This is a genomic window from Nocardioides marmorisolisilvae (assembly GCF_003725775.1).
Lineage (GTDB): Bacteria > Actinomycetota > Actinomycetes > Propionibacteriales > Nocardioidaceae > Marmoricola > Marmoricola marmorisolisilvae.
Genome location: NZ_RJSG01000003.1, coordinates 77339 through 89688, shown reverse-complemented (window position 1 = coordinate 89688; position 12350 = coordinate 77339). Strand labels below are relative to the sequence as shown.

Below are 12350 nucleotides of genomic sequence, written 5' to 3'. Positions count from 1 at the left end.
GGAGCTTTCTCGGATGTCTACGACTGCACCCGCGCAGGTCAGTCTGAAGCAGCGAGCGGCCAAGGTGCTGCCATCGACCCTGGTCGAGCTGCTCGACGGGTTCGTGTTCTCGCTGCGACGGAACCGGATCCGGTTCACGCACTGGTTCTTCGGGCTCTTCGGCCAGAACGTGGTCGGCCGCAAGGACTACTACTCCACGCTGCCGGTCCTCGCCGAGATCGAGGCCACCCGCGAGCGCTGGGAGAAGCCCAGCGAGCTGGCCGGGCTGAACATCAACGTGAACGCGCTGGAGAAGAACCTCGGCGAGCTCGCGGAGAACTGGGAGGCCGAGTTCCGCAGCGTCGCCCCGTCCCACGCGGCGAACGCGGCCAAGGGCTTCGGCCCCGGCTACCCGGCCTTCGACGCCCGGACCCTCTACTACACGCTGCGCGAGCACAAGCCGCGCCGCTACCTCGAGGTCGGCTCCGGTCTCTCGACCTACTACGCGAGCCTGGCCGCGGCGAAGAACGCCGAGGACGGCCGCCCGCTCTCGATCACCTGCATCGAGCCCTACCCGTACGACGCCCTGCGGACCCTCGACGGCTTCGAGCTCGTCGAGAGCGTCGTCCAGGACGTCCCGGTCGAGAAGTTCGAGGAGCTCGGTGCCGGTGACGTGCTGTTCATCGACTCCTCGCACGCGTTGAAGATCGACAGCGACGTCGCGTACCTGTTCCTCGAGGTGCTGCCGCGGGTGAAGCCCGGTGTCTTCGTGCACATCCACGACGTGCCGTTCCCGTTCAACACCCCGTTCCCCGCGTCCAGCTGGATCTTCGGCGAGCGTCCGCCGGTGTACTGGAACGAGGCGATGATCGTGCAGACGTTCCTGGCCTTCAACGACGCCTTCGAGATCCTGCTCTCGACGCCGATGGTGCGGCACTACGACGAGCAGTTCCTGGTCGAGAACTTCGACGACTACACGCCGCTGGAGCAGGACCCCAACCCGCCGTCCTCGCTCTGGCTGCAGCGCACCCGCTGACCCGCGAACCTCGAAGGATCAGTCGCGCGGCGCGAGCCGCGGGTACTGCTTGGCCCACGACCGGATCTCGTCGGCGATCTCCTCGCCGATGAACCGGTGCACGTCCGGGTTGAAGTGGAACCCGTCGTTGTTCGGCTCGGTGCCCGGCGGCAGGTGCCGCTCGACGATGTCCGGGAGGCGCACGAGCACGATCTCCGGGTCGTCGTAGTCGGCCACCATCTGCCGGATCATCACGTTCATCATCTCGACCCGGGCTTCCATCCCCGGGAACCAGTCCCGGCCGCGGGCGCCCGGCCCGAGGAACTCGAAGACCATGACCAGCGGCTGCCCGACGAGCCGGGTGCGATCGATGTAGGCGACCAGGTCGGCGTGGGCGCGACGTACGGTCCGGCCGAAGAAGCGAGCCCCGACCCGTCGGTCCACCTGGCGCTGCAACCGCGCCAGGCTCTTCCAGACCGGGCGCAGCAGGTAGTGGCGGTAGAGCCCGCGCACCGGCCCCGGGCGAGCCTTCAGCGAGTTGGCGTGCCGTTCCAGCCAGCGCGGCAGGAACAGGTGCAGCGGCTCGAAGTAGCCGGCATTCGTGATCACGACGTCCGGGGACCAGGCCTTGACCTGCTCCTCCCAATTCTTGAAGAGGTGCGACGTCTTCGAGCTGGCGACCGCCGGCGCCCACACCACGGCGCCGTGCCCGGCGGCGAGCAGCTGCTCCTCGATGACCCGGCTGAAGGTGAAGTCCTCGCGCAGCTGCGGCCGCGCGGAGATGTCGTGCGTCAAGGACGCGCCCTTCACCAGGACTCGGATCGGCAGCGGCTGCGGCACGGACATCAGGTGGTCACTCCTGGAGGATCGATCGGCGGTTCGTCGGTCGACGGGCACTTCGCCCAACTTTATCCGCGCGCGGGTCCGCCTGAGGCGGGAATCGCGGTGTCGATCTCGCCCGCGATCCAGTCGCCGATGAGGCGCCGCATCCGCGGCGAGTAGTGGAAGCCGTCGGGCACCGGGTCCTCGCCGCCGAGCTGCTCGGCGAGCTCGGGCACTGGCACCAGCCGCACGCCGGGGCTGTCGAACGTCGCGACCATCGCGGCCAGCGCGGTGTTCATCAGGTCGATGCGCGCCTGCATCCCGGGGAACCAGTCCCCGGCCTTGCCGCCCGGCCCGAGCAGCGCGAGCACGAAGACCTGCGGACTGGCCGGCGCCACGGTCCGGGTGCGCTGGATGAGCAGCTCGTAGTCGTGGACGATCCGGCGGGCGCGACGGCGGAACAGCCGGTCGGCGACGTGCCGGTCGAGCACCCGCTGGACCTGCGCCAGCAGCTTCCAGGTCGGTCGCAGCACCCACCCGCGGAAGCGCGTCCGGAACGGCCCGGTGCGGCCGTTGAAGGTGTTGACCTGCCGTTCCAGCCAGTGCGGCAGCAGCCCGTGGATGCACTCGTAGTAGCCGTAGCCGAAGACCGCGACGTCCGGCGACGTCGCCATCACCTGGTCCTCCCAGTCGCCGAGCGCGGACCGGGTCAGCTCGCCGGCGACGCCCTTGTTGTCCAGCTCGCAGGGGCGGCCGCGGTCCAGCAGGCCGTTCTGGATCCAGCGCGGGAACGTGTACTCACCCGGCTCGCCGTTCCAGTCGGGGACCATGACGACCAGCGACGAGCCCTTCACCAGGACCCGGATCGGGTGCGGCAGTGCGTCGGTCACGAGTCCCCCTTCGGTCCTCTAGTCGCTGTGCAGCAGGCGGTCGACGTCCTTGCGGTCGGCATCGACCATCAGCCGGGCCAGGTCCAGCGCGGTCGTCTGCGCACGCCAGTCCAGCACCTCGGCGGCGCGGGAGGCGTCACCGATCAGCGCGTCCACCTCGCTGGGTCGCTCGAAGCTGTCGTTGTGCTGCACGTAGTCGCGCCAGTCCAGGTCGGCGTGCGCGAAGGCCGCCTCGCAGAAGTCGCGGACCGTGTGCCCGACGCCGGTGGCCAGCACGTAGTCGCCCGGCTCGTCGACCTGCAGCATCCGCCACATTCCCTCGACGTACTCGGGCGCGTAGCCCCAGTCCCGGATCGCCTCCAGGTTGCCGAGCTCGACGTGGTCCTGGATGCCGGCCGAGATGGCGGCGACGGCCTTGGTGATCTTGCGGGTCACGAAGTTCTCACCGCGGCGCGGGGACTCGTGGTTGAACAGGATCCCGGAGACGGCGTACAGGCCGTAGGCCTCGCGGTAGTTCACCGTCACCCAGTGCGCCTGCAGCTTCGAGGCCCCGTACGGCGAGCGCGGGTGGAACTTGGACTCCTCGTTCTGCGGAGGCGGCGTCGAGCCGAACATCTCCGAGGTCGAGGCCTGGTAGAAGCGGCAGTCCAGCCCGGCCGCGCGGATCGCCTCGAGCAGGTTCAGGGTGCCGATCGAGTTCGTCGAGGCCGTGTAGTCCGGCATCTCGAAGGAGACCTTCACGTGGCTCTGCGCGCCCAGGTTGTAGACCTCGTCGGGGCGGATGTCGCGGATCAGGTTGACCAGGCCCACCCCGTCGGTGAGGTCGCCGTAGTGCAGGTGCAGGGTCTGGTCGGTGTGCAGGTGGTCGATCCGCCCGCGGTTCATCGAGGAGGACCGCCGGACCAGCCCGTGCACCTCGTAGCCCTTGCCCAGCAGGAGCTCGGCGAGGTAGGAGCCGTCCTGGCCGGTGATGCCGGTGATGAATGCGCGCTTCATGGTGTGGCGCAGCCTAGCGGGGGCCTTCCGGCGGGTGGTCACGCGTTGCCCGAATCTGCTGCGCTAGACCGGCCCCCCACCTAGAGTTAAGTGCCGGACCGATAGGTTCCGCCTCAGCGCGCGTTCTGGGCGCGTGCCCTGACCAATTTCTTGTGGAGGATCCCCGTGAGCAATGTCGATGTGCTGGTTGCCGGTGGTGGCGGGTTCATCGGAGGCCACCTGGTCGCCGACCTCGTCGCGCAGGGCAAGACGGTCCGCTCGGTCGACGTGAAGCCGATGGACGAGTGGTACCAGGTCCACGAGGGCGTCGAGAACGTCGTCTCCGACCTGTCCAAGCTCGACAACGCGCAGTCCGCGACGGCCGGGGCCAAGGAGGTCTTCCTGCTGGCTGCCGACATGGGCGGCATGGGCTTCATCGAGAACAACAAGGCGCTGTGCATGCTCACGGTGCTGACCAGCACGCACCTGCTCGAGGCCGCGCGCGACCAGAACGTCGAGCGCCTCTTCTTCTCCTCCTCCGCCTGCGTGTACGCCGCCGGCAAGCAGACCGACACCAACGTGACCGCGCTCGTCGAGGCCGACGCCTACCCGGCGATGCCCGAGGACGGCTACGGCTGGGAGAAGCTCTTCACCGAGCGGATGTGCCGCCACTTCGAGGAGGACTTCGGTCTGACCACCCGGATGGCGCGCTACCACAACGTCTACGGCCCGAACGGCACCTGGACCGGCGGCCGCGAGAAGGCGCCCGCCGCTGTCTGCCGCAAGGTCGCGACCGCTGCGATCACCGGTGACCACAACATCGAGATCTGGGGCGACGGCGAGCAGACCCGCTCGTTCATGTACATCGACGACTGCGTCAAGGGATCCCAGATGATCCTGGCCGGCGACAGCAACGAGCCGGTCAACCTGGGCAGCGACGAGCTGGTCAGCATCAACCAGCTCGTGGACATCGTCGAGGGCATTGCCGGGATCAAGACCACGCGCAACTACAAGCTGGACGCCCCGCAGGGCGTGCGCGGTCGCAACTCGGACAACACCCTGATCAAGGAGATCTACGGCTGGGCGCCGTCGATCACCCTGGCCGACGGCCTCGCGAAGACCTACGCCTGGGTGTACGACGAGGTCAAGCGCTCGCTGGGCTGATCCAGAAGCTGCTGACCCCACACATGCGACTGCTCGCCCACGACTACGCCGGGCACCCGTTCCAGGTCGAGCTGAGCCGGGAGCTGTCCCGGCGCGGTCACGACGTCGTGCACTCCTACTGCGCGGCATACACGTCCGGGAAGGGTCACCTGACCGCTGAGCCGGGGGAGTCGCTGCGGTTCTCGGCGATCGGTGAGAACAGCTCGATCGCGAAGACCGACTTCGCGCGTCGGCTGTTCCAGGAGGCCGGCTTCGGCTTCCAGCTGATCCGCCAGGTCCGCCGCGAGCGGCCCGACGTGGTGATGTTCGCGAACACCCCGATCCCCTCGCTGATGATCGTGGTGGCCTACCTGGCGCTGCGCCGGATCCCGTGGGTGCTCTGGCACCAGGACATCCAGGCGGTGGCGATCTCCTCCTTCGCCGGCAACAAGCTCTCCAAGGCCTTCGTGTACGCCGGCAAGGCGATCGGGCTGGGCGAGAAGTGGTGCTCGCGGCGGGCGGCGGCGATCGTGGTCATCGCCGACTCCTTCTACGCGGTGCACCAGGAGTGGGGCACCGCCGCCAAGACCTCGGTGATCCCGAACTGGGCGCCCCTGGAGGAGATCTACCCGGTCACCCGGACCAACAGCTGGTCGCACGAGCAGGGGCTGGACGACGTCCGCACGCTGCTCTACTCCGGCACGCTCGGCCTGAAGCACAACCCGGCGCTGCTCGTCGGTCTGGCGGCCGCGGTGCGCGACGGCGGCACCCCGGTCCGGCTCGTGGTGGTCAACCAGGGCCCGGCCGAGGAGGTGCTGCGCGCCGAGGCGGATCGCCTCGACGTGCCGCTGACGCTGCTGCCGTTCCAGCCCTACGAGCGGCTTCCCGAGGTGCTCGGCAGCGGCGACGTGCTGGTCGTGCTCCTCGAGCAGGACGCCGGCGCGTTCTCGGTCCCCTCCAAGACGCTGTCCTACCTCTGCGCCGGGCGGCCGGTGCTCGGCCTGATGCCCGCTGAGAACCTGGCCTCGCAGCTGGTCAACGCGGTCGACGGCTGCGTGCTGCCGCCCAACGAGGGCTCGCTGCCGGCCGCGGCCGAGTGGATCCTGAAGGTGCTCGCCGACGACGAGGAGCAGGCCCGGTTGGGCAAGCAGTCACGGGCGCTGGCCGAGCGGGAGTTCGCCCTGGAGGGCTGCGCGGACCGCTTCGAGGAGATCCTCACCCGCGTGGCCCGCTGACCCGGTCTCACTTCGTGGACGCAAGTCCCATATTCCGAGATGATCGTTTCCGGTGGGTAGCAAAGCCCCCTAGGCTTCCTTCCGTGTTCTCGACCATGCTGACCAAGCGCCGCGCAGTGGACCACTGCCGCGTGCGCTCGTCGCTGTGTCGAATGTCCTGACGGGACGCTCCAGCCTCGTGTGACCCGGTCGCCGGTGCGACCCCGCGATGCACTCCCACGTCCCGTTCCGACGCCTACGTCCTGGACATCTTCGACCCTCCTGGGGAGGAACCATGAGCGCGAGCTCAACCCAGATCGACCCGCGAGGACCTCGGTTCACCGCGAGCGTGACCCTGGTCGTCTTCGCCGTCGTGCTGCTCACGGCGCCGGCGACGGCCGGGATCGTGCTGCTCGCGATCCAGACCGTGTTCTTCGCGATCGGCGCCGCCCGGGGCGTGCAGTTCACCCCGACGGCGTACGTGTTCAAGAAGCTGGTCCGTCCGCGGCTGTCCGCGCCGGACCACCTCGAGGACCCGCAGCCGCCGCGCTTCGCCCAGACCGTCGGTCTCGGCTTCTCGCTGGTGGCGCTCGCCGGCTACCTGACCGGGGCCACGCTCCTCGGTCAGATCGCCTCCGGCTTCGCGCTGGCGGCGGCAGTCCTCAACGCAGTCTTCGGCTTCTGCCTGGGCTGCGAGCTCTACCTGCTGCTGGTGCGGGCCCGCCCGTCCAGCGCACGCACCAACAGCACCAACCCCACCACCAATGAATCGAACAAGGAAGAAGTAGCCGCATGAGCCGCGAAACCTCTCTCGTCTCCGCCGACTGGGTCCAGGAGCGCCTCGACGACCCGTCGATCGTCCTGGTCGAGGTCGACGAGGACACCTCCGCCTACGACCGCAGCCACATCCGCGGTGCCATCAAGCTCGACTGGACCACCGACCTGCAGGACCAGGTGCGTCGCGACTTCGTCAACAAGGCCCAGTTCGAGGCCCTGCTGTCCGAGAAGGGCGTCAGCAACGACCACACCGTCGTGCTGTACGGCGGCAACAACAACTGGTTCGCGGCGTACGCGTACTGGTACTTCAAGCTGTACGGCCACCAGGACGTCAAGCTGCTCGACGGCGGCCGCAAGAAGTGGGAGCTGGACGCCCGCGAGCTGACCGACGAGCCGGTCAAGCTGGAGGCCACCTCCTACACCGCGAGTGAGCAGGACGGCGCCATCCGGGCGTTCCGCGACGAGGTCGTCGCCGCCATCGGCACCCAGAACCTGGTCGACGTGCGCAGCCCCGACGAGTACGCCGGTCGGCTGCTCGCCCCGGCCCACCTGCCGCAGGAGCAGGCGCAGCGCGCGGGTCACATCCCGACCGCTGCCAGCGTTCCGTGGAGCAAGGCGGCCAACGACGACGGCACCTTCCGCAGCGACGACGAGCTGCGCGAGATCTACACCGAGGCCGGCGTCGACTGGAACAAGGACACCATCGCCTACTGCCGCATCGGCGAGCGCTCGAGCCACACCTGGTTCGTCCTCAAGGAGCTGCTGGGCCAGGACAACGTCAAGAACTACGACGGCTCCTGGACCGAGTACGGCTCGCTGGTCGGCGTCCCGGTCGCGCTCGGCGACGAGCCTGGTGACGCCTGATGTGCGGCGCGGTCAAGGGCGGTCTGCCGCTCGACGGTGTCGACATCAACAAGGAGGCCGTGATCCAGGGCCAGGTGCTCAAGGGCGGCGAGCCGGTCGGTACCGCGTACGTGCGGCTGCTGGACCGCACCGGTGAGTTCACCGCCGAGGTCCCGACCTCGGCGAGCGGTCACTTCCGGTTCTTCGCCGGCGAGGGCGACTGGACGCTGCGGACGCTCGCGCCGCAGGCCGAGCCGATCGACACCGCGGTGACCGCTGCCAAGGGCAGTGTCGCCGAGGTCGAGATCAACATCTGACGCACCTCGACCAGCTCGTTCGGCCCGTCACCCGGTGGTGGCGGGCCGAACGGCTTTTCCGGGTGCTTCCGCGCCGGTGAGGACGTTTGGGTAGGCTCACGCGACATGTCGGGCATCGATGAGCCGGGCACCCCGCCGGAGGTTCCCCAGGAGTACGCGGACGTCTACCGCGACGCCTACGAGCGCGCCCTGGCGGACGGCGACCTCGCCGACGAGCTGATGGCCACCTCGGTCGTCGAGCGCGAACCGGCCGAGCGACCCGCCTGGCTGGTCCCGGCCGCGATCGGCGGCGCGCTGGTGCTGGTGCTGTGCGCTTTCGTGCTCGGCAAGATGCTCTCCTCGGACGACACCAGCACCGACACCGTCGGGGTGACGGCTCCGACGACCAAGGTGCCGCCGACCGGGCAGACCACGCCGACCAAGAAGCCGACGCCGTCGAAGAAGCCTTCCCCGACCAAGAAGCCCAGCACGAAGGCCTGGACCGGCGCGGTGACCCCCGTCGCCATCAACGCGGTCACGGCCACCTGCACGTCCGCCCCCGGCGTCGACTCGGCCGGCAAGACCGTCGACTACGAGGCCGCCAACACCGTCGACGGGGACCCGAGCACCGCCTGGCGCTGCGACGGCGAGGCGACCGGCACCAAGCTCACGATCACGCTGCCTGCGGACACGCAGGTCGGCCAGGTCGGCCTGATCCCCGGCTACGCGAAGACGGACGCCAAGAGTGGCGCGGACCGGTACGCCGAGAACAACCGGATCACCAAGGTCCGCTGGACGCTCGCCGACGGCACCGTGATCGAGCAGAAGCTGGACCCGAGCAAGACCGACCGCAAGATCCAGCTGATGCGCGTACCGAGGACCGCCACCGGTGAGGTGACGCTCGAGATCCTGGCGGTCGACCGAGGATCGCGGAACACCACCGCGATCAGCGAGCTCCAGGTCTTCGCCGCCGAGTAGGTCAGGCAGTCGGCCGGTTGACCGGCTCGCCGTCCAGCGTGGTCGGCAGCGCGTCGCCGCGCAGGTCGAACCCGCGCCGCGGCCCGCGGAGGGAGCGCTTCGCCACCGGTTCCGGCTCAGGTTCCGGCTCGACCTCGTCGGGATGCTGGTCGTAGGTGACCAGGATCAGGCAGAGAACCGCCCAGACGATGCGGTCGTAGAGCGTCGGCCCGATCATGCCGAACGCGGCGTACGAGAGGCCCGCGTAGGCGAGCCGGTTCGGCGGTCCGTTCTGGAACAGCGGCTTGATCAGCGAGGCGATGATCAGGACGAAGCCGACGAGGGTGAGCACGCCACCGGCGACCGCGACCTCGAGGTAGGCGTTGTGGTACAGCAGCACCGTCGCCCAGCCGTTGCCCTGGATCGGATGCTTCCAGAACAGGTCGAAGCCGTCGTTGAGCAGCTGCTCGCGCGCCTGGTCGGAGTACTGCGCCGAGATGTTGCCGGTCAGGCGGTCCAGCGTGGTGGTCTGCCCCAGGGCCCGCAGCGCGACCTCACCGCCGATCGCGGCGAGGAACGCGCCGGAGATGACGACGTACCAGGTCATCGCGGAGCGCTCGACGATCGGCCACACGATCGTAACGATGGCGCAGCAGAGCAGGCTCGCCCGGCTGCCGCTGTTGAGGACCGAGTAGCCGACCGGCACCATCGCCCCGATCACGATCCAGCGGTGCTTCGGGTTCACCCGGTAGAACAGGTAGATCAGCAGCGCGTAGGCGAGCTGACCGCCGAGGCCGTAGAAGTTCGGCTGCGTGGTGAGACCGATCGCGCGGCCCTGTGCGGTGCCGGCGGCACCCTTGGCCACCGAGTAGAGGGTGCTGATGATCTGGCCACCGACGTAGGCCCAGGCGAACGCGTCCACCAGCTTCACCGACGGGTGCACCACGTTCATGATGAAGACCAGGATCACCGCGGCTGCGACCACGCGCAGGAAGCCGCCGAGGCTGGCCAGCACGCCCGGGACGAGCAGGCTGGAGACGATGCCGCCGACGAAGAGGATCGTGACGCCGATCAGGTAGAGCGGCGGCAGCTTCGGACGGCCGCGGGCCAGCATCCGCGGCAGCAGCAGGCCGAAACCGAGCACGAAGCACAGGTCGGAGAACGTCACGTTGCCGGTGATGCTGAGCGCGTTCAGCGGTGCCAGCGCCATGCCGAGCACCATCAGGCCGATGCCCATCTTCTCCGGCCCGAACCCGACCAGGGCGGTCAGTCCGACGGCCAGGATCACCGCGGCGATCGCAGCGATGAGCGAGTTCGGAGTCAGTCCGACGATCAGCAGCATCAGCAGCACGCCGAGGCCGACGAAAGTGGCGATGGGCCCCTTCATCGGACGACCCGAGCGGCGGCCAGGGTCACGACTTGTGCTTCTCCGGGCCGTAGCCGTACGCGTAGCCGTACCCGTAGCCGTAGCCCGAACCCTTGCCGCCGCGCTTCGGGGTCATGTTGACCATGACACCGAGCAGGTTGGCGTCGACCTGGTTGAGGCGCAGCGCGGCCTGCTTGAGCTGCTCCTTGGTGGTCTTGCCGTGGCGGACCACCAGGATCGCGCCGTCCACGTCGCGCGCCATGATCGCGGCGTCGGAGACGGGCAGCAGCGGCGGGCCGTCGATGATGACCATGTCGAACATCTGGCTGACCCGGTCGAAGAGCTCCTGGGCCGCACGCGACTGCAGGACCTCGGTCGGATTCGGCGGGATGGGGCCGCTGGCCAGGAAGTAGATGCCGGAGTCGGTGTGCTTCTGGATGCTGTCCTGAAGCTCACTGCGGCCGACGAGCACCGTCGTCATACCGACCGAGCGCTCCAGGCCGAGCACACTGGCCACCTTCGGTCGGCGGAGGTCGCCGTCGACGAGCAGCACCCGCAGGCCGGTCTGGGCGAGCGCGATCGCGAGGTTGGTCGCGGTCGAGGTCTTGCCCTCGCTCGGCACGGCGCTGGTGATGACCAGTGCGCGGGGCCGGGCATCCAGGTCGAGGAACTGGAGGTTGGTCCGCAGCAGCCGGAACGCCTCGACGCGGGTCGAGTGGCTGCCGACCTCGGTGAGCAGCGGGTGCTTCGGCACGTCGGCGTCGTAGGCGACCGAGGACAGCACCGGGGCGTCGATGGTGTTCTCGACGTCGCTGGCCGAGCTGACGGTGTTGTCGAGCAGGTCGCGGAGCAGCGCCATACCGGCACCGAGAATCAGGCCGAGCACACCCGCGATGACCAGGTTCAGCGCCGGCTTCGGGCTCACCTGGGCCGGGTTGTACGAGGCCGGGTCGACGATCGTGGCCTTGACCGGCGAGGTCTCCAGCTCGGTCAGGTAGCTCGTGAACGCCTCGGACTCGGCCTTGGCGATCTTCTGCGCCTGGGCGGGGCTCTCGTCGCTGACCTTGAGCTGGATGATCACCGTGTTCACGTCGACCGAGGAGCTGATCTTCGAGGACAGCTGGGCCGGGGTGAGGTTCAGGTTGGTCGCCGAGATCACCCGCTGGAGGAGCTCGCGGCTCGTCGCCAGCTGGGCGTAGGACTGAACCCGCTGCTGGGCGAAGTAGCTCGCGAAGATCGGGTCCTGCGCGTTGCTGTCACCGCTCGAGGAGTCGGCGGCGATGAACACCTTCGAGGTCGACTCGTACTGCGGCGTCTGGAAGTACGTCAGCGCACCGCCACCGAGGAGCCCGAGGAGGAAGAAGACGACGATGGTCAGCCAACGGCGCTGCACGATACGCAGCAGTTCCTTGAAATCCACGCTGAACTTTCTGGCTCGAAGGCAGTGGCACTCGACCCCCGGAGTCTAGTAGGCACGCGTCTCGTAAACGTGACGGCACTACGTGGGGGGCCGAGACAACAACGATCATGCCGGTCAAATGGCATGGGTCCACCCAAAATGCACAGGTTCACCCAGGAAATTCGCCCCCGCCGGGGTCAGGGAGTCTCGAGCGTGAGCGTGAAGGGCCCGTCGTTGACCAGGCTCACCTCCATCTGGGCTCCGAAGACCCCGCGCTCCACGTGAGTTCCCAGGTCTTCCAGCTCGCCGCAGAGCGCCTCGTACAGCGGCTCGGAGATCTCGCCGGGGGCTGCCGCGCTCCAGGTCGGCCGGCGGCCCTTCCGGGCATCGCCGTAGAGCGTGAACTGGCTGATCACGAGCACGGGGGCACCCTCGTCGGCCACCGAGCGCTCGTCCCGGAGCATCCGCAGGTCCCGGATCTTGCGGGCCATCCAGCTGACCTGCTCGGGACCGTCGTCGTGGGTGATGCCCACCAGGACCACCAGGCCGGGGCCGGTGAGCTCGCCGACGACCTCGCCGTCCACGACGACCGAGGCCCGGCTGGCTCGCTGGAGGACCGCGCGCATGGGCCGAGGCTATTGCGCTGGTTGAGCTTGTCGAAACCCGGTGACGTT

General features: G+C 68.7%; 13 protein-coding genes. 7 read left to right on the top strand and 6 right to left on the bottom strand.

Annotated features, from left to right (window positions below; genetic code table 11):
- Window positions 1–13: 13 nt before the first annotated feature.
- Complete coding sequence (locus tag EFL95_RS15890; protein WP_183407215.1) at window positions 14–1015, top strand: class I SAM-dependent methyltransferase; 1002 nt, start codon at window positions 14–16, stop codon at window positions 1013–1015.
- 18 nt (window positions 1016–1033) lie between these two features.
- Here EFL95_RS15890 and EFL95_RS15885 read toward each other — a convergent pair whose 3' ends face one another.
- The 3 genes from EFL95_RS15885 to gmd form a co-directional block, all read right to left on the bottom strand.
- Complete coding sequence (locus EFL95_RS15885) at window positions 1034–1840, bottom strand: SGNH/GDSL hydrolase family protein (protein ID WP_123235095.1); 807 nt, start codon at window positions 1838–1840, stop codon at window positions 1034–1036.
- Window positions 1841–1902: 62 nt separating this feature from the next.
- Window positions 1903–2706 (bottom strand): SGNH/GDSL hydrolase family protein, encoded by an 804-nt coding sequence (locus EFL95_RS15880; RefSeq protein ID WP_123235094.1) that lies wholly within the window; start codon window positions 2704–2706, stop codon window positions 1903–1905.
- 18 nt (window positions 2707–2724) lie between these two features.
- Window positions 2725–3702: a GDP-mannose 4,6-dehydratase gene (gene gmd / locus EFL95_RS15875; RefSeq protein WP_123235093.1), complete on the bottom strand. Its 978-nt coding sequence runs from the start codon at window positions 3700–3702 to the stop codon at window positions 2725–2727.
- 165 nt (window positions 3703–3867) lie between these two features.
- Between gmd and EFL95_RS15870 the strand changes: the two genes are divergently transcribed.
- The 6 genes from EFL95_RS15870 to EFL95_RS15845 all read left to right on the top strand — a co-directional run bounded on the left by EFL95_RS15870 (window position 3868) and on the right by EFL95_RS15845 (window position 8932).
- On the top strand, window positions 3868–4845 hold the full coding sequence (locus EFL95_RS15870) for an NAD-dependent epimerase/dehydratase family protein (RefSeq protein WP_123235092.1): 978 nt from the start codon (window positions 3868–3870) through the stop codon (window positions 4843–4845).
- A gap of 23 nt (window positions 4846–4868) precedes the next feature.
- Window positions 4869–6059 (top strand): glycosyltransferase family 4 protein, encoded by a 1191-nt coding sequence (locus EFL95_RS15865; protein ID WP_123235091.1) that lies wholly within the window; start codon window positions 4869–4871, stop codon window positions 6057–6059.
- 274 nt (window positions 6060–6333) lie between these two features.
- A complete protein-coding gene (locus EFL95_RS15860) occupies window positions 6334–6834 on the top strand; it encodes a DUF4395 domain-containing protein (RefSeq protein WP_123235090.1) in 501 nt (166 codons plus the stop codon).
- Window positions 6831–7679 (top strand): sulfurtransferase, encoded by an 849-nt coding sequence (locus tag EFL95_RS15855; protein ID WP_123235089.1) that lies wholly within the window; start codon window positions 6831–6833, stop codon window positions 7677–7679. Before EFL95_RS15860 ends, EFL95_RS15855 begins: the two co-directional genes overlap by 4 nt.
- The gene (locus EFL95_RS15850; protein WP_123235088.1) at window positions 7679–7975 is read left to right on the top strand and encodes a DUF1416 domain-containing protein; all 297 of its coding nucleotides are present in this window, start codon (window positions 7679–7681) and stop codon (window positions 7973–7975) included. Before EFL95_RS15855 ends, EFL95_RS15850 begins: the two co-directional genes overlap by 1 nt.
- Before the next feature lie 105 nt (window positions 7976–8080).
- Window positions 8081–8932, top strand: a complete 852-nt coding sequence (locus EFL95_RS15845) for an NADase-type glycan-binding domain-containing protein (protein ID WP_123235087.1) — start codon at window positions 8081–8083, stop codon at window positions 8930–8932.
- 1 nt (window position 8933) lies between these two features.
- Here the strand turns inward: EFL95_RS15845 and EFL95_RS15840 are convergent, their stop codons facing one another.
- The 3 genes from EFL95_RS15840 to dtd form a co-directional block, all read right to left on the bottom strand.
- Complete coding sequence (locus EFL95_RS15840; protein ID WP_123235086.1) at window positions 8934–10298, bottom strand: O-antigen ligase family protein; 1365 nt, start codon at window positions 10296–10298, stop codon at window positions 8934–8936.
- A 25-nt stretch (window positions 10299–10323) separates the two neighbouring features.
- A complete protein-coding gene (locus tag EFL95_RS15835; protein ID WP_123235085.1) occupies window positions 10324–11697 on the bottom strand; it encodes a tyrosine-protein kinase domain-containing protein in 1374 nt (457 codons plus the stop codon).
- 176 nt (window positions 11698–11873) lie between these two features.
- The gene (gene dtd, locus EFL95_RS15830) at window positions 11874–12302 is read right to left on the bottom strand and encodes a D-aminoacyl-tRNA deacylase (RefSeq protein ID WP_123235084.1); all 429 of its coding nucleotides are present in this window, start codon (window positions 12300–12302) and stop codon (window positions 11874–11876) included.
- Window positions 12303–12350 lie beyond the last annotated feature (48 nt).